General features: G+C 45.8%; 12 protein-coding genes. 6 read left to right on the top strand and 6 right to left on the bottom strand.

The window, feature by feature from the left end; all coding sequences use genetic code 11:
• Window positions 1–50: 50 nt before the first annotated feature.
• Complete coding sequence (locus tag ACFFJH_RS03535; protein WP_390210095.1) at window positions 51–4,142, bottom strand: DEAD/DEAH box helicase; 4,092 nt, start codon at window positions 4,140–4,142, stop codon at window positions 51–53.
• A gap of 147 nt (window positions 4,143–4,289) precedes the next feature.
• On the bottom strand, window positions 4,290–8,423 hold the full coding sequence (locus ACFFJH_RS03530; protein WP_390210094.1) for a sensor histidine kinase: 4,134 nt from the start codon (window positions 8,421–8,423) through the stop codon (window positions 4,290–4,292).
• Between the two features lie 298 nt (window positions 8,424–8,721).
• Here ACFFJH_RS03530 and ACFFJH_RS03525 point away from each other — a divergent pair, with 298 nt between their 5' ends.
• The 5 genes from ACFFJH_RS03525 to ACFFJH_RS03505 all read left to right on the top strand — a co-directional run bounded on the left by ACFFJH_RS03525 (window position 8,722) and on the right by ACFFJH_RS03505 (window position 12,833).
• Window positions 8,722–10,485 (top strand): response regulator, encoded by a 1,764-nt coding sequence (locus tag ACFFJH_RS03525; protein ID WP_390210093.1) that lies wholly within the window; start codon window positions 8,722–8,724, stop codon window positions 10,483–10,485.
• A 63-nt stretch (window positions 10,486–10,548) separates the two neighbouring features.
• Complete coding sequence (locus tag ACFFJH_RS03520; protein WP_390210092.1) at window positions 10,549–10,977, top strand: pyrophosphatase; 429 nt, start codon at window positions 10,549–10,551, stop codon at window positions 10,975–10,977.
• A 115-nt stretch (window positions 10,978–11,092) separates the two neighbouring features.
• On the top strand, window positions 11,093–11,728 hold the full coding sequence (locus ACFFJH_RS03515) for a LysE family translocator (protein ID WP_390210090.1): 636 nt from the start codon (window positions 11,093–11,095) through the stop codon (window positions 11,726–11,728).
• A 128-nt stretch (window positions 11,729–11,856) separates the two neighbouring features.
• Complete coding sequence (locus ACFFJH_RS03510) at window positions 11,857–12,366, top strand: hypothetical protein (protein ID WP_390210088.1); 510 nt, start codon at window positions 11,857–11,859, stop codon at window positions 12,364–12,366.
• Window positions 12,367–12,470: 104 nt separating this feature from the next.
• Entirely contained in the window at window positions 12,471–12,833 is a 363-nt protein-coding gene (locus ACFFJH_RS03505) for a hypothetical protein (RefSeq protein WP_390210086.1), read from the top strand.
• A gap of 112 nt (window positions 12,834–12,945) precedes the next feature.
• On the opposite strand, the gene ACFFJH_RS03500 is transcribed toward ACFFJH_RS03505, so the two are convergent.
• Together ACFFJH_RS03500 and ACFFJH_RS03495 are read right to left on the bottom strand one after the other, a co-directional pair.
• Window positions 12,946–13,281, bottom strand: coding sequence for a zinc ribbon domain-containing protein YjdM (locus ACFFJH_RS03500; protein WP_390210085.1), 336 nt, complete (start codon window positions 13,279–13,281; stop codon window positions 12,946–12,948).
• Window positions 13,282–13,508: 227 nt separating this feature from the next.
• Entirely contained in the window at window positions 13,509–15,377 is a 1,869-nt protein-coding gene (locus ACFFJH_RS03495; RefSeq protein WP_390210083.1) for a pre-peptidase C-terminal domain-containing protein, read from the bottom strand.
• 607 nt (window positions 15,378–15,984) lie between these two features.
• Here ACFFJH_RS03495 and ACFFJH_RS03490 point away from each other — a divergent pair.
• Window positions 15,985–18,462 (top strand): glycosyltransferase family 9 protein, encoded by a 2,478-nt coding sequence (locus ACFFJH_RS03490; RefSeq protein ID WP_390210081.1) that lies wholly within the window; start codon window positions 15,985–15,987, stop codon window positions 18,460–18,462.
• Window positions 18,463–18,590: 128 nt separating this feature from the next.
• On the opposite strand, the gene ACFFJH_RS03485 is transcribed toward ACFFJH_RS03490, so the two are convergent.
• Together ACFFJH_RS03485 and fahA are read right to left on the bottom strand one after the other, a co-directional pair.
• Window positions 18,591–19,373, bottom strand: coding sequence for a DUF2846 domain-containing protein (locus tag ACFFJH_RS03485; RefSeq protein ID WP_390210080.1), 783 nt, complete (start codon window positions 19,371–19,373; stop codon window positions 18,591–18,593).
• Between the two features lie 241 nt (window positions 19,374–19,614).
• Window positions 19,615–20,943, bottom strand: a complete 1,329-nt coding sequence (gene fahA / locus ACFFJH_RS03480; protein WP_390210078.1) for a fumarylacetoacetase — start codon at window positions 20,941–20,943, stop codon at window positions 19,615–19,617.
• Window positions 20,944–21,008: the final 65 nt, after the last annotated feature.

The following is a 21,008-nucleotide window of genomic DNA, read 5'->3' as shown; positions in this document are numbered from 1 at the left end:
TGGCAGTGTCAGAAGTGGATTGAGGTCAAAAACAGAGTCAAAACCAAAACCTACCCCACCCCATTATCCTGAATCAATCTCAACAAAGCCGCACTATCCAAACGCGCCGCACCGTCTCCACCATCTAACAAACTATCCGCCAAATCACGCTTTTCTGCGTGCAGTGCGAGAATTTTTTCTTCTATCGTGTCTTGCGTGACTAAGCGATAAATAGTCACTGGGCGCGTTTGTCCCATGCGGTGTGCGCGGTCAGAGGCTTGGTCTTCTACCGCGGGATTCCACCATGGATCGAGATGAATTACATAATCGGCGGCGGTCAGGTTGAGGCCAGTGCCGCCAGCTTTTAAGCTGATTAAAAAGATGTCGCCTTGTCCCGCTTGGAAAGCATCAACGCGTTTTTTTCTTTCTAGTGCGGGCGTGCTGCCGTCCAGATATTGATAGGCGATGCCTTGTTCGTCTAGCCACTCGCGCACTAAAGCTAAGTGATCGACGAATTGGCTAAACACGAGCGCCTTATGGCGGTTCTCTAATAATTCTTCTACCGTGCTTTGCAATACGCTTAATTTACTGCCGCTGATGTTGGCGTTTTTCATAACCAGTTTTGGATGACAGCAGAAACGGCGTAGTTTGGTAATTTCTGCCAGCACTTGCATGGCTTGTCCTGAGCTTGGATCGGCTTGGCTAATTTTGTCTAAGGCCTCTTGACGCAGCGCTTCGTATAAGTGTCGTTCTTCATCGCTTAAGGCAACTTGCAGATTGATTTCGGTACGTGCTGGTAATTCGTTGAGAACTTGTGTTTTAGTCCGACGTAGTATGAAAGCTTGAATCAATTTTTTGAGATTGGCACGTGCGACTTTGTCGCCTTTTTCTATAGGGTAGGCGAAGCGTTCGGCAAAACTTTCTTTAGAGCCTAATAAGCCAGGATTAATGAAGCGGAATAGATTCCACAATTCGCCGAGATGATTTTCTATGGGCGTGCCGCTGGCGATCATTTTGAAATTAGCTTGCAATCCCATCGCCGCTTGACTACGTTTGGTGGCGGCATTTTTGATCACCTGCGCTTCATCTAAGACCACGCTATGCCAATGCACTTCGGCGAAGGCGCTGGCATCTTGTTGCAACATGCCGTAACTGGCGATGACGATATCGAATGCGCCTAACTCTTCTAAAGAGCGTTGCTGCTGGTAGGCGCGTACGCGCAAGGTTGGGGCAAAGCGGGCGACTTCGGATTGCCAATTCATGGCTACGGAGATTGGCGCAATCACAAGCGCGGGACCTTGTGGGGCGCGGTCGACTAAGAGTGCTAAGGTTTGTACGGTTTTGCCCAAACCCATATCATCAGCGAGGCAGGCACCGACGCCCCAATGCGCTAAGCGTGCTAGCCATTGATAGCCTTCTAATTGGTAATCGCGCAGTTGTGCCTGCAAGGTCGAAGGTACTTGCGGTGTAAATTGCGCCAACGCGTCGAGTTTACTCACCTGCTCGCGCCACGCTTGATCCGCTTTTAACTCTCCTGCCTCGGCCGCTAAATCCGCCATGGCCGCGGCCGCTAAGGGATTGAGTCGTACGCCGTCTTTACCGCTAGCTTCTCCAAACAGGCGTAATTCATCCAGACGTTTGCGGAAGGCGTCGGTGAGCGCGAGAAATTCGTTGTCGCCTAATTTTAAGAAACGACCTTTGCTGGTCGCTGCCATTTGTAGCAACTCTCGTAAAGCTAAAATCCTGCCGTCATCCAGACTGATTTCACCACCAGCGATAAACCACTCACCTTGCTTCTTGATCGATAAGCGTAGATTGCCTAGGCCACGTTGACCTTGCAGACGGAAGCGTTCTCCTTCGGGCCAGACTAATTGCAATTGATCTTCCGGTATGGCTTTGAGTTGCGTTAGTAATTCTAGACATTGCTCAGGTTCTTGCCACTGCCATTCATTATTGCTTTCTTCTGCTTCGGTAAATGCTGGACAGTTTTTCAATAAGCTTTGTAAAGCGTTTTTTTCTTGTGTGAGATCGCGATTGGCTTGTACCGGTTTACCGTCGTGTTCGCCGAGTACGTGAGCGGCGCCTTTACCGGGCGTGAACCAGCCAGATTCGGCTAAAGGACGTACTAAAATTTGTACGCGTAAACCTTGTTTTAAAGGGAGTAAATGTGCATACAGAGTTCCGTCAGCCGCTACCGTGTGCATGTGCTGCGCCAATTCAGGCAGATCGGAATGAATGGATAGATGCGGCGCAATCGCGGCGATGACGTCCACTAATTGCGCTTTGGCGGCGCTGGGTACCGTTAATCCAGCGCCTAAAATTCCCGCAATTTGTTTGATCTCTGGGCTAGAGCTAAAAAGCTGGAGTCGCGTCGGCGTTTCTTTGCGTATCAGATAGGCTTGCTCTTGTTGCAGCGCAGGTTCTAACTGCAGACTGATTTGTTGATTTTTCTCTTTTAGAAGTAAGCTAATTTCGCCTTTGGTAATTTCCACGCGCGTGTCCGGCGCATCGCCCCAATAGATGTGCGGGTGATTCAATAAGAGCGGTAGGGCTCGTTCGACATCGAGTAGATATTCGCTGCCGCCGTAATAGCCACCGTAAGTTTTACGGATGCAGCTCGCGATTTTTTTATCTTGTGGCGTTAAATAAGACAGGGTCTCATCTTCATCAGACAAACGCTTTAAGGCCACTGGGCGACCTTTACCCCATATACCTTTAGCACTCACTTTTTGTTCGCGCGGTTCTAGATGCGCGTCGTCGCGTAGCAATGTGAGCATCCATGCCAAGCGAGTGTCTGTACTGGTTTTTTTAGAGTCGCTGGGTTCTGCGATGTTCAATTTACTTAAAGCTTGTAAGGCACGTTGCCAACTTTCTTCCTTTTTGAAGGCCATCAATAGAGGGCGTATTTGCCGTTCCTGATGCCAGTTTGGCAGTTGTGGGCGATCCTCAAATTGTTTGACTAAAAGTGCATCGGTTTCGGCCGCCAGCCAATGATAGCCATGCTGCTGATAGTACTGAAATGCTGCTTGTAGGCGATGGTGTGCGTCTTCCCGTTGCGCCTGATCTTCCCAAAACAGCGCCAATCCTTCGAACAGGGTTTCGCTACTAAGTGGGCGCTGCAATACATAGCGTTTGGCATGTAGTGCGACACCTTGGCTCAGATGGTTGCTGAGCGCCTCTAGCAGATAATAGGTGAAGCCATCGTTTTGTTTGATGCCTTCATCGACGTGTTCTTTGAGTTTTTTTCTGTGTTCTGGTGTATCACAGGCCAGTAGGCTCACGGTGTAAAGCAGACCCGTAATATCACTCAGATGTATTTTGCGTTTGCCAGTTTTTGACTTGATTTGCTTAACGATTTGTTCGCTTGCGAGCACTGCGCTTGAGTAGTCGTTTTTTCTGATAGCCAGCATGAATTGATAGCTAGCTTGAGCCGATTCGGGACAAGACGCTGCAATAGACTCGACAACATCAAAGTCGCCCCGCAATAAACATTGCCATGCAAATTGTTCAAACACGAACTCCAATCCCAGACCGAAGGAAGTCAAATGCTTGCGGGTGTAATTGTAGGCGCGCTTAATTTCGTTGAGATACCAATTGGCTTCAAAAAAGAGGTCGGATAACAGTGATGCTTGGGCCATTTTGTCAAAGCCTGCAAAGACTTCTTCGCCTTGCGCAGTACGGAAAAGGATTTCTCCTAATGTGGCTCTGTCTTCGCTTTTTGCAGAAAAGAATTCATCGCGCCAATATACAATTTCTTGTACATCGTTGATGAATAATGAAAACAGTAATTCGCGACGACAGAACGCGACATTTTTGGCTTTCCAGTTATCGTATTCTTTTCGTTTTGCCAAGAGCTGGCGCACACTGCGCACCCAATTGGGCAAATCGGCATGCTGTTTTAAATGCAGTAAAACCGGCATTTGCAAATTTTCTGCCAAGGCATAGCCCTTGCCGCTAATTGGCACCACCAATTGTTGTTCATGTAAGCGCGCCAAGTAATCGCGCACGGTCAAGATCCCGGGAATCTCACCCGCCTTACCGATAGATTCTCGTCGCATCAGCAAAAGCTCCAATATCGCAGCCTGACTCAGTGGAGCATCAAATAGCGCAAGTGCGTATAAAAAAGGAAAATCTTCAGGAGCTAAGTGATCGAATTGGGACATGAGGTGTAATGCGCTCTAGGTGGCGCGTGGGCTAAAAGCAAATAGACGTGATTTTAACTGATGGGGACCTAGGGTGTTTTATTTTGCTAAGAATAAGACCGAAATCCCGAGAAACAATTAGCCGCCGAATTTCAGCTAAATCCTAGCTTAAGCTTCATACGGCAAACTCACAATAAACGTCGTTCCCTTACCGATCTCGCTTTCAAAGCTGATCGTGCCACGATGTTTGTTAATGATTTTTCTAACGATATCTAAACCTAGCCCACTACCTTCACCGACCGGTTTGGTGGTGAAGAAGACGTCAAAAATTTTGGAGCGTATCGCTTCGGGTATTCCCTCTCCGGTATCGCTGACGCTGACGACGGCGTTGTTATCGATTTTTTGTATGCGTATCGTTAGTCTTCCTTGGTAATTCATCGCTTGTAGCGCGTTGTGAATGAGATTGACCCAGACTTGTACTAGCTCGTCTGGCCAACAGCGTAGTTCTGGAATGTCGTCGAATTGGCAGATTAATTCGGTGCCTTGATTGATTTTGTTTTGATAGAGCGTGAGTACGGTGTCCATGCCATCGCGTAGATTGGCTAATATTTTTTCATTGTGATTGCCGATGCGGCTAAATGATTTAAAGGCGAACACAATTTTTGCGACACGATCGACCGCAACTTGTATATTTTCGGCGCTGTGTACGATCGCAGCGATGGCGCTGGCGGCTTGTAGTATGCGATTGGCTTCTTGATGTTGGAGTAGTGGCAGAAATTCTGGTATTCGTTGTTGTGCGCGTAATTGAACCAAGACCTTGGCCGTGCGGCGAGTGTCACTTAAACCGAGTTGATTTAGTGTTTCGGTAGTGTTGGCGATCAGTTGGCGTTCTTCACGAGTATTGAACAGATGTTGCGGAGTTTTGACCTGAGCGATCAAGTCTAAAAATAGTGCACGCGCCTGTTGATCGAGTGTCGCCATCAAATCAGCTAATTCGTGCATTGCCACATCTAATGCAGTGGAAATATTGTTGCCACTCGATTTAATCGCACCTATAGGCGTATTAATTTCGTGCGCCACATTGGCGACTAATTGCCCTAAGGAGGCCATTTTTTCTTGTTGGGCTAATTGTCTTTGTGCGTCTAATAAATGGCGATGCGATTGTGAATTGGCGACGGCGATTGCGACGTAGCTTGCTAGTGCGCGTAGGAATTCTAGTTGATCTTGACTGTAGGCTTGTTGACGTGGGCTTTGTACCGTCATGCAGCCTATTACTTTGCCTTCGACAAATAAGGGCAGGTAGATGATGGACTCCATCGGTTGCCCATATTTTAAAGGCGGTATGCTGCCTATGAATTGCAATAGTTCTTCGCGGTTGGCGGTGATCAGTTCGCGTTTTTGATTGACGCACCAGACCGCGGGGGTATGTGATTCATGCAATGTGTAGCGTATAGGTGGCTGACGTATGCCGTCCTCTACCAGATAGTCGAGTTCTATCAGTGCGTCTGGTTGATCACTATTTTCGCAAAAGGCGATTCCGAAAACGTGGGCATCTAAGCGTGCCGATACTTGCTGACGAATTTTGGCGAAGGTTTGCTCAGTATCCAAACTTGCGGTTAAACCTTGACCCGCTTCGGCTAGTTGCAAGATGTCTTCGGTTCGGGCGGAGACCAGTTTTTGTAAATTACGTTTTTCTTCTTTTACCCTTGCTAAGCGCCAGCGATATAGGGTGTAGATCAAACTCCCGATTAGCAAAGTGCAGAGTGTGATGAACCAAGAGGTTTGCCAGAATGCAGGAAACACTTTAATTGGGACTGACAGTTCTAAAGGACTCCAATCACCCTGGCGATTACTACCTTTTACTTGCAAGGTATAACTGCCCGGCCAAAGATTGCCATAGCTAATATTTCTGTGTGAGGCATCGGTTTCTATCCATTCATTTTGATAGCCCAGTAGACGATACGCATAGCGATTTTTTTGTGGCGATAAATAATCGAGCGCGGCGACTTCAATTTCAAAATGACGTTGTTCGGGTTGTAATTGCAGCTCGATCTGCAATAAATTCATGGGTTGATCAATACCATTAATCTTGAGACCGGTGGCGATCACAGGTGGTTGATATGACCAGCTATGAAATAACTCGGGTTGTATCAGCGCGACACCTTGCGTTCCACCGTATAGAAATAAACCATCGCGCGTACGTAAATAGGACCCGACCCACGCGGTGCCTATGTCAACGCCATTGGATTTGGATAAGTCATGCAGTTGTTTGGTTTTAGGGTGGTAGACAAACCATTGTGTCCAGATTCGTCCTAATTTGTCTTCTAAGAGATTGGCACCAAAGTAGAGGCCGGGGTGACCTAGTTGATCGCTGATGTGTTCAAATTTAGCGAGCTTGCCATCCCAGCTTTGCAAGCGATCAAATCCTTGTGCGGTATCGACCCATAATTGACCTTGATGATCTACCAATAAGCCATTGACTTCATTAGAACTTAAACTATCAGGCGACATGGGATCATGCAATATTTGTTGCAAATGTTGGCTACCAGGCAGGTGTAGCCATAAACCAGATTCACTGCCTATCCAAATACGTCCTTGCTGATCTTCGGCAAATGAAGTGACATAGCTGTTCATTGCAGCGCCCGAAAATTCAGTGAAACGAATGAATTTTTTTTGCTCCACGTTCCACAGCGCCGCACCCTGAGTGGTACCGACCCACAATGCATCATGCTTGCTGGTAAATAAACTGCGAATTTGGTTGCTGGGTAGCCCATGTTCCATGGAATAGGTTTGCCAGTCTTTTTTGCCGAGCGAAAGTTTTTGCAGGCCTGATTGTCTGGTGCCTGCCCATATGCTTTGATCGGCGGTTTGACTTAAGGCCAATACTGCTGAAGCGATGGTTTTATCGGGGTGTTCATTATCGCTACGATAGCCACCGATTAAGCCTAGCTTACGGTCGAAGATGTCGATGCCATTGCCATCCGACCCTATCAGAATTTTGCCATCTCTCGTTTCTAGCAGGCTGCGCACATTAGCGTGGCTGAGTCCGGTGCTGCGATTCGGGCTATGGCGCAACATACGCACGGCTTCTTGGTGCTTGCTATAGCGTTGTAGGCCGCCACCCCAAGAGCCCACCCACAGCATGCCGGAACGATCAAATAGCATGGCACCAATTTGATCAAATGCCAAACTACCGGGGACTGCTGCATCATTGCGTATTCGGTGTACCAGTTCGCCGCTGCTGGCATCTAAGATGTAAATGCCGTAGCCGTAGCGTGAAAGCCAGATTTCTTCTGGGCGTACTTGGGTAATGATGTCGATGACATTATCACCCAGACTGTTTAATCCCAAATTGTCTAGTTTGACTCTGTGCAATTGTGATGTTGCGGGGTCGATCCAGGCCGCGCCGTTTTTGGCGAATCCTAGCCAAATTTTCCCATCTTGTGCCTGAAAGATACTGCGGATTTCATGCCCAATGAGCGAATCGTTATGCTTGATGTCTGTGGCGATGAGTTCAAATTGTGTACGGCCTTTTTTCAGCTTTTGCACGCCATTAGTTGTACCTATCCACAAGGTCTCTTGTTGATCGAGGTAAATGCTGCGTACCTTGTCGTCTAATAAACTCTGAGGATCATCTGCGCGATGACGATAGCTAGTCGCCTGTTTGCGGTCGGGGCTTAAGTACAGTAGGCCTTGATCAGACCCAACTATCCAAACACCACCACGACGATCACCTTGTATGCTCTGTATCGCACCTAGATCGATACTTTGCGCTCCATCTGCACCATAGCGCAAGGGCGCAAATTTGCCTGTATGTGGATCGAAGATTGAAATACCGCTACTCAGACCTCCAATCCAAACCTTGCCATCGGGTGCGGCCCAAAGGCTTTTAATGTAATCGCCAGAGATGGAATCGGGATTACGCGGATTGTGTACAAATTTTTCAAAGCGGTAGCCATCATAACGTACCAGACCACCTTGTGTACCTATCCAGATTAGCCCACTCGCATCTTGTGCTAGTGCAGTGACGATGTTCATCGGTAAAGAATCTTCGTTGCCGATGCGCTCAAAATAATATTGGGTGTAAGAGAAATCTCTATTGCTTAATAGTGGATTAGGTAGATTGCCGGATGACCTTCCTATCTCGCCACTGGGCTGCCTGAGTTGGCTCGAGGTAGCAACAGTCACCGTGGACATCACTGTTGGTCCCGCTGTTGCGCTGGCGTCCGTGGCTACGGCGCTCTGAGACCATCCTATGAGTAACGTGCTGATGAAGGCAGTAAATGCTGTGAGAATGGGCATCGCCAGGTGGCTCCGGTCGAGAATAAATGTGTTTGCATAGTAGCATTGCGACCATTTATCAAGCGAGTAATTCATGGGATAAATGTGGTCATTTAACAATGTTGAAAATGTTTATCGCTGAGCGGACCTAGGTGATCTGATTAAATTCACACACTTCTTTTATTTTGCATCTTGGTATGCTTGCGATCAATGCGGAATTCGTGAATACTTGACTGAAAATATTAGGGTCTTATTAAGTTAACTCGATTCTATTTTCTTCGCTTGATTTTAGTATTCCTTACCGAAAGCGGTACTGCTTATGGTCGATAGCGGAATCATTCTATGTGTCGATGACGATACGACGGTCTTGATTGCTTTGCGCACTTTGTTGACGCATGCGATGGGACATGATTTGGCCATAGAGATCGCGGAAAGTGGTGCTGAGGCATTGGAGTTATTAACTGATCTGGAACAACAAGGTCAGCATCTGAGTATCGTCATTTCTGACTTCATCATGCCGGGTATGCGGGGTGATGAGTTGCTGATTCAATTGCATCATCGTAGCCCCAAAACCATCACCATTATGCTGACCGGACAAAGCGATTTTGAAGGCGTTAAAAAGGTAATTAATCAGGCCAACCTATATCGGTTTTTAGAGAAACCGTTCAATCATGACGATATCATTTTGACCGTCAAGTCAGCGATCTTAGCCTACGAACATGAACGTACACTGTGTGAACAAAATCAACAACTCAGAGAGCTCAACAATGAGTTGGGTCTGATGCTCAGCAAAGTTCAAGAATCGGAACGTCTATTAGAGCAACGTGTCATACAAAGAACGCATGAATTAGATGAAAAAAATCAGGCTTTACAACAGGCGTTGCAAAGCTTGGAAGACGTAGAGAGAATCGCCCGTCATGATTTAAAAACACCGCTGGTCAGTATTGCGGCTGCACCCTCATTGCTGCGCGCTGCACGTCAATTATCCGCGCATGAAGAAGATATTTTGAACATGATAGAAAGTGCCTCAAATCGGGCGCTGAGTATGGTTAATCTGTCTTTGGATTTGTTCCGTATGGAGAGCGGCAGTTATGTATTTCGCCCCGCCGTTGTTGATTTACTCTCTCTTGCAAATTCCGTGGCGATGGGTTTACGCGCCCAGGCGATGTCTAAGTTGGTGACGATACAAGTGACTCATGATAGCGCACCGATTTATGTCGAGGCCGATGATTCCTTGTGTTATTCCATACTAGGCAATTTGATTAAGAACGCGATAGAGGCCGCACCAGAACAAAGTACGGTACAGATTTCCTTACATAATTTTGTGCGGGATACTTCGCTTAGTTCTTCACTTGATTCTCCACTTAATTCCTCACCAAATAATGAGCAAGTCCAATTGCGCATTCATAATCAAGGCGCTGTGCCTCTTGCCTTGCGTGAGAAATTCTTTGCAAAATATGCGACCTCTGGCAAAAGTGGTGGAACTGGATTAGGGACATATTCTTCGCATTTATTGGCTAGCGTACAAGGCGGCACGCTTACCATGCAAACCTCAGATGATGAGGGAACCACCTTGTGTTTGTCTTTGCCACGTAGTCAGATGCTACCCATGCCAGAACCTAAAAAGCTCGGAGTATCTGGCTTGTGTGCAGCCACGCAGGCGGCTCTGTTGGTCGGAACCCAACATTACATTTTATTGGTGGATGACGATGATTTTAATCAGATGGTCATGGGAGAATATATCCCTGAGACCGCTTTTGTGTTTGATACCGCAATCAATGGACGTGTGGCGCTAGAGAAAGTCATGGCGCGACGCCCAGATATCATCATTATGGATTTGGATATGCCTATCATGGGTGGAATGGAAGCTTTGACACATATCCGTCAGTATCAAGATCAAACCGCACAAGTCGCCAGTTATATCATTGCGTATTCAGGCAACGACGATGCGCAAAGTTTCGCGTCCTATTTACAGGCGGGTTTTGATGCCTGTTTGAGTAAGCCTAGTAGCCGAGAAGAGGTTGAAACGATGTTGAGATTGGCATGTAAGGCTCTGTCAAATGAAATAAAATGGACAGATTAAGCATGGACGCATGCAATTACATGGAAGCATGCTATTCGTGAATCAATCAAGGACGCACGCAAGATGAGTGAATTTTCACAAGACATTAAAAAATTTAATGGTATCTATAAGTTGCCAGTGAATACTTTACCGAGTTTGGAGGTGGGTGTACCAGCTGCAGAGCGTATGACGGCCTTCAAAGATATTTTGATGGAAGAAATTCATGAGATAGATGACATCATCGCGGCACAAAACGCCGGCGAAGATCCCTTGAAAGTATTGACTATGTTGGCTGATTTGTTGGGGGACATTCAAGTGTATTGCGCGTCTGAGATGGCAAAATTTGGTTTGCCGCAAGATCAGATTTTATCCATCATTATGCAATCGAATTTCTCTAAACTCGGTGCTGATGGCTTGCCGATTTATGATGAACGCGGCAAAGTGCTGAAAGGGCCTGGTTACTGGAAGCCCGAACCTAAAATTGAGGAATTGTTGACCTCTTTGACAAAATAAGCTTGCTGGTATGTGCTTTCAGTAAGTGCTCTTAGTGGTTTGCACTAATAAATGTGCTTGGTAAGGCGATTTCAGCTACCAAGTTTATGTGCCACAAATCAGGTTGTGTTAAGTAATGGTTTCTTCTCAAGCAGTTTGGATCTTTGCGGGGGCATCGCTATTAATGGCGATTACGCCCGGCCCTAATATGATTTATTTGATCTCTCGTTCGATTTGTCAGGGAACGAGGGCAGGCTTTATTTCATGGTTGGGCGTGGTATGTGGTTTTGCGGTGCATGTCTGTTCCGCAGCGATAGGGCTAACCGCCTTGTTTATGGCCATTCCTATGGGCTATGAAATTCTGAAATATCTTGGTGCGCTGTATTTGTTATGGTTCGCGTGGCAAGCAGTTAGACCCGGTGCCCGTTCACCACTCGATCCGCAAAGTATGCCTGACGAAACACCTAAAAAATTATTTGTGATGGGCTTTTTGACGAATGCCTTAAATCCTAAAGTTGCAGTGTTTTATATGTCGGTCTTGCCGCAATTTATACAGCCTGAAGGTGGTTCTGTTTTGTTTCAGAGTTTTTTGTTAGGCGGTATTCAAACCTTTATTGCGGGTGGCATGAATCTCATCATTATGTTATCCGCTAGCCGTATGGCTGCCTGGTTTGCGGTGAATAAGAAATGGCTGTCAGTCCAAAGATATTTTATGGGTTTCGTATTGGGAGCGATCGCTTTACATCTCTTGCGTCAACATCGTTCTAGTTAACAAGGCTGCGGTGTCAGTGCCTAGTTTCAGGGCTCAGTGCCAGTGCTTAGTGCCAGTGCTTAGTGCCAATGTTTAATTTTAGAATTGCTAATTTGGATTCCAAATTCTTTCAAGACTCAAAAGGATTTATGATGCGACCTACTTTTCAGCTTTGGCAAAAAATCTTCTTAGTACAGTTGCTATTTCTAGTCGGTTGCGCCACGCAATTAGCGCCTGCGTACGATAAAAATGTAGCTGATGGTTTGAATGCCAGCAGTGTTGACGCGATGACTTTGTTTGCGACCATGTCGTCGGGCACCAAAGCGCAAGATTTCTCAACGCGTGCAGATAGGTACGCAAGTTTGATCGGAAAATTAGATGCCTTAGCGCTGGCTGCAGGCGCACGGCCACTGCCGAAAAATAAAGTGACAGACAGCATTAATCGCTTTTTGGAAAAACGCGGTGCTTCAGTATTGAGTGATGACGATGCCACACCGCCCAGTGCGCATGCGATTCGTCAAATTTCTGCCACGCTGAGTAAGATGCGCGACACCGATCAAAAGCAAGGAGTCACGGCTTATGAAGTGATCGCATTTAAAGGTCAAGCCAGTATCTATTTTGATCAGGCAATTACCTATGAGAATTTTTTGCAGCGCTGATAGTGATGTGAAAAACTTTTAAAGCGTTCGTAAAGAAGTGTTGTAAGAAGCTAATAATCAGTAAAGAAAGCTCAGTTTAGTAGAATATTCTTTAGGAGTCGGCGATGACATTCGATGCAAATCAATTGATGTTGGATATGAAAGCTGCCGCCACCGGCGTGCTTAATGCGGATGTGAGTACATTTCGTGGATTTTCTGACCGTCAGGTTGAAGCGATTGCAAAGCAATCTGAATTTGTTGCGATCGGCATTAGTACCGGCCAGATTACTGCTGAGACCAAAGAATTTTTCTTGAACAGTATAGAAGATATGACCTTGAGTTTTGTGAAGACTTTACGTGGCTTGGTGATGGTTACTATAGAAAAAGTATGGAATGCGGTCGTTGGGGTGATTTGGAAGGCAATTTCTACCGCAACGGGTTTGGTGCTGCCGGTGCCTGTTCCACCTAGCAGCGATGCGGATTCATAAAGATTTATTTACAGGCTCAGTTGCAAGCTTAGTTGCAAGCTTAGTTGCAAGCTCAGTTACAGGCGCGATCACAGACTCAATTAGAGACTCAATTACACATCACCAGTATTGCTTAGACTTTCTTTAGATAACAGGCTTTTAACATAAAGTTGCCTGCATCCATTTTGCAGTCAACTTCGTGGTCGCCGCCTACTAAGCGTATGCTTTTTACCTTGGTACCTTGTTTTAATGTGGTGGACGAGCCTTTGACTTTTAAGTCTTTGATCAGAACGACGGCATCGCCATCTGTCAGCACATTCCCGTTGGCATCTTTGACAATACGCTCATCGTTTTCTTCGGCGGCGGCTTGCATAGGCCATTCATGTCCGCAATCCGCGCACATATAATTTTCACCATCAGGATAAGTATTTTCTAAGCCACAAACGGGGCAGGCAGGTACATTCGGCATACATTCTTTCAGCGTAAAGCAAGGTTATCAGTGGCATTAGTATAACCGACCAGCACAGGGCTTTAGTTTGATCTGCCCCATATTCTGTGCAAACACATGAAGAGAATTCTCACAAAGAAATTTAAAAATAGTGATAGTTAAGCATAGATAGACGTCCAGACGTAGAGGACGCAGAGAAAAAATGACTCGCTCTGCGCCGCTACGTTAAGGACATAAGTGTTACGTATCTAGTTGACTGTGGCTTTTACCGTTAGAGCGGAATAAGCCGCATAAGAATACACGCCCAGATAGTAACGACCTGCGGCTGGTGCATTGACGGTACAGCTCTCTACCGATGTCGCGCCGTCGGATTTGCACTTGTAGGTCGTGGTGGTCGGTTTGTTAGTTAACTGGGTGAATAAATCGGCATCACCATTCGTACCATTAATGGAGAATACGACGCTGGTTTTTCCAGCGGGGACATCAATAGCGTAGTATTTCCATGTGCCTGTCGTATCACTTTGTCCAGTAAGCGCGATTCCGCTGGTCAATACTACATCGGTCGGTGTCGTTGTACCAGTCAAACTCCCTTGCATGGCGTAGTAGCCTAAGGATGAATAATTAGAGAAACCGTTTTGCGGTGTACCTTCCGCACCACCCGCGATAACTAGGCGATAGTTCCCTGCACTTAAGTTTAGAGCGATGAATTCTGCAGAACGATTAACGGCCTTATTGCTGCTGGCGACCAAGCTTCCTGCAGCGTTATAGATTTTGGCATCGACATCCAGCATGCCAAAGTATTCAATGGGATCGATTTTTAAATCTAACTTACCTGAGCCGGTGACGGTGAAAGTGAAGGCATCTGTATCACCGGTTCTTTCGATCTGACCAAAATTATTAGTTGCACTGATTGCGCCGTTACTAGCGATGTTTAGTGCTTTGCCTGATGGATTATCATCTGTTACGTAAGGTATAGATTCATTGACATTCATGATACGTAAATCGTCTTCGAAATTGCTAGCAGTATTGTATTCGCCTTTGCTCCAAGTCCAACGACTAGCCGCCCAGTTAGCACCCATCCAATAATTACCCATGATAGGCCCCCACTGATAGGCGGCGATACCCTCAAAATATTCACCACCTGTGCCGCCACGATCATGGTTCATGCCCATTTGATGGCCAACTTCATGCGCTGCGGTCATACCTATGCCGTAACCATAGTCAAATCCACTAGAGGGATTTCGATATAAAGTGCCGGCAGAGGTGGTGCCGAAAGAACTCAAAGGCGCGTTCGAGCGACCATCTTGATTGACAAAATTGATCACACCGGTGCGTAGAATATTGGCAGATTTTGCTGCGTTATAAACGGCAGGATTTGTGGTGATATTGATGTTGTACATGGAGTATTGATCCGCCACGATCTGCCATGCGCGATACATATTTTCTTTAGTCACGCCATTTAAAGGTGTGGAGCCACTCATGACCGCCGAATGATTAAGGTAAAACACCCATGCACTGCCTGGTTTGCTTTCAAGCTTGGTGACGTCTTCATTGCTATAAGGACCTATGTGTGGTGCTTGGCGTAAAGCCATTGGGCTATAGACAGGATGAATCGCACCCGCCAAGTTATTGACGGTGGTTGCCTTTAACCATTGATCATCCAAGTCAGGGATAATCTTGCTTATCGCTACTTCCACGACACTGACTACACCTTTGGCATCAGTACTGTATTCATAGGCTTTTTGGGTGTCGTGCCTAATTAAATATCCTTTAATGCTTTGCGTATTGCCTTTGAGGATGAAGCTTGAATTGGCGATACCGCGGGCTCGACCTGATACCGAAAGTTGTCCATCTTTAAAATGATAGTCCGTGATGTCAGTGTCTAGTTCTGGTCTGGTGTTTGTGTTGGCCGCCGTTATAGAGCGCAGGAAGCTGGCATTCGGGTTGGCATGTTGTGCGGCCAAGCCATTAATCACAGCGTTCACGCTGCCCAGTTCTTGTTTGGTTTTTACTAGCAAATTGTCGGCAGCAGTGACACTGCCTACGCTCAAAATCGATGTCGCCACTAAAGCTGAAAGTAGCTTAGGTGCGATATGTTTGATTCTCGTCTTTTTCATGTTGTCTCCCTGATAGTGTTATAGGCACAAAGCCTGTAATTGAAGCTACGCTGCAAGCTCAAGAGCTACCGCAATGACTATGTTGGCAAGCGCGCTGCCAGTCTCATCAGAACTCTAAAATTGAAGCGAATCCAGAGTTAAGCAGAAAAAAAGGAAAATTAATATGCTTAAAATATATCTTATTTGCTTCATATGTATATACATATGAAAAGACTTTTAGGTAAATTTAATGCGTTGACTTAAATAAAAAAGAATCGCCGTTCAGAGTCGGCTTTTAACGATGATTCGTTGTATTTAGATATTAAAACTAAAAGCAGTATTCCTAAATTATTAGTTGATTTAATTTTATTGGAACGTCGTATCTTGTGAATTTCACTGAACATTAGAATCTAGATTGAGTGAATGGCAGATGTATTTCTTGTACTCGTTTTGTGAAAATATGTTGCTATCTACGTTTGCCATGAGGGCTGTGGAATAGAATGCGGGATAATAAATAGTTACTGCTGTTTAAGTTATTGGTAAATCTTGTTGGTTAAGTTGAATACGCTAAATGAAACTTGTGAGTGAATTTTCTAAAATTGTCCCCCGATTGTTGCACTTAAAAAAAATGGGGGAATTTCAAGACGCGCAAGAGGTATGTTTAGCGTTTCTTCAAAAACAGCCACACCATGTGGAAGCCATGCATGAGTTGGCGATGCTATATATGCAGACAGATCAGGTTGCGCTAGCTCTGACATGGTTTGAGCGCGTGATGTCTGTGAGACCAGATCTACCGGGTTTGCAAAATAACCGTGCAATGGCGCTGCAAAATTTACATCGTTTTGACGAGGCAATGCAGGCTTACGATTACGCTTTGCAGCAAGTACCTGAAGATAAAATTGCGCAAGCGAATAAAGCGATGTTGTGCCTATTCCTAGGTCATTTTGACGCGGGCTGGCCGCTTTATGAAGCACGAAATCATGCGGCTTCAATGGCGTTGCATCCGGAATTGAACGCCTTTCCTCGTTGGAATGGACGTGATAGTTTGACGGATAAAATCATCGTACTGCATCCCGAACAAGGTTATGGTGACACCATACAATTTTGTCGTTACGCGATGCAGCTGGCCTCCCTCGCAGCTCAAGTTATTTTGGTCGTCAATAAAGATTTGTACACACTCATAAAGCTCAGTGTGTCTCGCTGGCCATCTGCTGAAAAGATACTGGTGGTCTCTGCTGGAGCCACCATACCTGCATTCCATTATCAAATATCGATTGTGAGTTTAGCTGCGGTGTTCAATACTCGCCTGGAAAACATTCCCGACCCAGGGCCTTATATTTTTGCACCAGAATCTTCAGTTAATAAATGGTCGCGCAAAATGCCACTAGGTCATAAACCCCGCGTTGGCTTAGTGTGGGCAGGTTCTACCAAACATGCAAACGACAAAAAACGTAGTCTGCCTTTATCCGAGCTGTTGGCTGCTCTGCAAATGCAATCGCAATCACCAACACAAACCACTGCACCATTAGGCATACAAGCAGAATGGGAATTTCATAGCCTGCAAAAAGAAATCAGTCTGAACGATCAGCGATTACTGCAAGAACAACAGATATACCAACATAGTGAGGATTTACAGGATTTTTCGGATACGGCAGCGTTGATCCAGCAGATGGATTTGGTGATTACCGTAGATACTTCGGTCGCACATTTGGCCTGCGCCATGGGGAAACCGTGTTGGATATTATTAGCTTCTTTACCTGACTTTCGTTGGTTACAGCAGCGAGAAGATAGTCCTTGGTATGCCAGCGCAAGACTATTTCGGCAGGAATTAAATAGCGATTGGCACACGCTTTTGAAAAAAGTAGTAGTTGAATTAATGAGTTATTTTTCTCATCCCTCAGGAAGAACTGATTCAGGGTCAGTAATCATGTCCTTGTCGACACATGCGCGGCAACAAATGCAGCAAGGACAATGGGAAGACGCCGAGCGCAGCTACTTTCAATTAAATGAACTTCAAGCGTCGTCTGCGATCATGCAAAATAACTGGGGTGTCGTGCTACAAAAGCTAGGTCGTTTCGAGGAAGCATTGCAGCGTTTTGATCGAGCTATGCAACTTGCGGAAGACTATGTTAGTCCGCGTATCAATAAGGCAATGTGTTTGCTCAGCCTCGGGCAATTTGACGAGGGTTGGCGCTTGTATGAGTGGCGCTGGAAAAATGCTCAATGGGATAGTTCTCGGCGTGATTTTAAGCAAACGCTATGGCTAGGCCAAAAGCTTGAGCCTGGTAGCACTTTATTGATCTACGCGGAACAGGGTCTAGGAGACACGATACAATTTTGCCGCTTGCTGGAGCTCGTGCAAGAACGTTTGCGTGGAGAAGATGTAAAGCTAATTTTTGAAGTGCCTGCGAGTTTGTTTAATCTATTGCGTTGCTTGCCATTAAATGTATTCGCGCGTACAGCTGAACCAGAATTAATGCCTACATTTGATTATCAATGCCCACTATTGAGTTTACCTTTAGCGTTGAATTTACAAACGGAGGATATACCAAGCCACGTGCCGTACTTAGATGTTGGAGCAGAAAAAGTACAACATTGGCGTTCGAAAATTGCGTCTGGCAAGCGCTTAAAAGTAGGTCTAGTCTGGGCTGGATCACCGCATCACCAGAATGATAAAAATCGTAGTATTTCTTTTGCGACGATAAGCCCCTTGTTGCAATTAGAAGCTGATTTTTATGTGCTTCAGAAAGAGCTTTCGGCATCAGAAAAGACGGGGCTAAAAATAATGCAAAGCTTTGGTAGGCAGATACAAATCTTGGCTCCAGAATTGGAGGATTTTTGTGATACCGCTGCTGTTATCAATTGCTTAGATCTGCTAGTTTGTGTCGATACTTCGGTTGCTCATTTGGCGGGTGCTTTAGGCAAACCTTTATATTTATTATTGCCTTATGAGGCCGATTTTCGGTGGATGCACGATCGGGATGATACGCCTTGGTACCCAACTGCGCGCTTGTTCAGACAATCGCAGATTGGGGATTGGTTGCCTGTGATAGCGGCAGTTAAAGCGCAGATTGTTCAAGAAATATTGAATAAACAAACGTATTAATTGTTTAATTCATCTAAATCCCTCTTATAAAATGAGACGCGCCACACGTGAACTTGGATGTGTCACGGTGGCGCGTTTTTATTCAGAGTTTAAGAACTGAGATTAAGCGCTGAGATTCGGGTTACTTATTATGGTGTAAAGAATTGGCATTGACGCAATTCACAACGTACTTTTAACTCACGACCATCTTCACAGGCGATGCGATACATTTCCACCGGTCCTTTTTTATACAATAAACCAGCACCTTTCTCGGATTGGCAGCTATTTTGCTTGGCCATGCGTTCTACCGTGATGGAGGAAACGCCTAGTTCAAACGGCACTTTCTCAATCTTCATATCGCCGTTCGTTGTGCTGAGTGGAGTGGCCGTTGCAGTGGTTGAAACTGCCTGGTTTGTTATCGGTGTTGTCCCAGCAGTAGACGCGTTATTCCCATTTGCCGCATTTGTAGCTTTCGCTGGATTGGTGCCTGTATCAATTAATTTAGACTCTCTTACACCCGCTTGTCCTTGGGCGGCATCGACTAATTGCAATTTAGAACGTGCCGACAGAAATCCCATTTTGATTTCTTGCCATATGTAGTAATTTTTACCTGCTTCTGTATCGATTTCTAAACTAGAATCGTTTTCAGCTTTTGACAATAAACTGTGCTTGCCTGGTGCTACGGTCGCAACTAGAAAGCTTTTTGATATGGTTTTTCCAATTTCTTTGCCATCAAGCTCGACTGGCATTTTAATCGACTGTCCCATGAATTCATTGCGATAGATATACAGCTTGGCAGATTGAGGATTGACTGTGAAATTTTTGGCTTGTGCATCTTCATTAGATGGGGCCATTTGTACCGAAGCACAGCCAGTAAGTAGTCCTGCGCTGAGGACAGTAATTGTAGTAAAGAATCTAAATAAACGCGCCATGTTGTTCCTGTATTGTATTTGCAAAGAATAAAACTCTAAGAGTGCAGCTATTTAAGCAAATTCTCGGCACTTAGAGAAGAAAAAAATGCGTTAAGTCTGGTCAATGTGGGGTAATTGGGCGATTTTAGTGAAATATCCTTGACCTGAAGCGGTGAAGCTGGAGCAATACAAAAAAGCGTGCATCCGTGTGCACGCTTTACTTTCAGCCTTTATTTGCTAATCCAGCTAACTTTTTTAATGACTACTCCAGATTGCGAGCAGGTAACAAACGGCCTTCAACTTCACCAAAACCAATACGCGGTGCACCGTCTTTTTGTGTCCAGCCGCGTATGATAATACTGTCGCCATCTTCGATAAAAATACGCTGCTCACCATTGCTTAAGATAATAGGTTTCTTTCCACCTTCTGTTAGCTCTAACAAAGACCCAGCTTCTTCCGGTAAAGGACCCGATTGTGTGCCCGAACCTAAGAAATCGCCTGCACGTAAATTACAACCATTCACGGTATGGTGAGTGACCATTTGTGATACGGTCCAGTAGGAGTGGCTGAAATTCGACAAAGAAAGGCGTTGCGCTGGCGTACCGTCTTGACGCATTTTTTCTGTTTGCACTAAGACTTCCAGTTGTATGTCAAACGCGCCCGTGCTGCGTAGATCGGCATGATCCAAGTAAGGCAATGCTTGTGGATCGGCAGCATCGCGCGTCCAGCCTTTACGGTAAGGCGCCAAAGCTTCCAGCGTTACGACCCAAGGCGAAATGGTTGAAGCAAAATTTTTGGCTAGGAAAGGGCCTAAAGGCTGATATTCCCATGCTTGCAAATCGCGTGCTGACCAGTCATTGAGTAAGCACATGCCGAAAACATGGTCTTCCGCATGATCAATAGCAATGGCTTCGCCCAGCGCATTGCCTTGCCCAATAAAAATACCGACTTCGCATTCGTAATCCATACGTTTTGCCGGCGCGAAAACGGGTGTGGTCGCGGTCGGTGGCATGGTTTGCCCAATAGGGCGACGGAATTGCTGTCCCGATACGCCTATAGAAGAAGAGCGACCGTGATAACCGATTGGCACCCATTTGTAATTCGGGAGCAAAGGATTATCTGGGCGGAATAATTTACCTACCGCAGTCGCGTGATGTACTGAAGTATAGAAGTCGGTGTAGTCGCCAATTTGCGCAGGTAGCGCGTATTCGGCATCTGCTTGTGCTAACAAGATCGCATGCAGAGCTGCTTGTGCCGAGGCACCTTCGCGCAAGGCTTGTGACAGCGCCAAGCGTACTGCTGAAGACACGCCATTACCTAAATCCATAAAGGCATTTAAAGAAGTTGAAGCCAAAGCATGCGCTAGTCTGGCGTCCATGATGGCAGAAAAAATACCAGCTTGTTGCGCTAAAGTGAGATCAAGAATTTGATCGCCAATAGCGACACCAATACGGAACTGCTCACTACTACCAGCACGGCGAAATACGCCAAAGGGTAAATTTTGAATCGGAAAATCGGTCGTACCATCATTGGCCGATGCTATCCAGCTTCGTAATGCTGGATCGTGGGTTTCATTAAGTTGTACTGGCATGCTGAGTGTGCTTTCTGTATGTGCTTTTTTTGTCTGAATTAGGCTTAGTTAAACATAGTTAATTA

Origin of the sequence: Affinundibacterium danionis, assembly GCF_042432465.1 — a bacterium.
GTDB classification, from domain to species: domain Bacteria; phylum Pseudomonadota; class Gammaproteobacteria; order Burkholderiales; family Burkholderiaceae_D; genus Undibacterium; species Undibacterium danionis.
The sequence above is the reverse complement of the archived record's forward strand: the minus strand, read 5'-3'. Positions and strand labels throughout refer to the sequence as shown.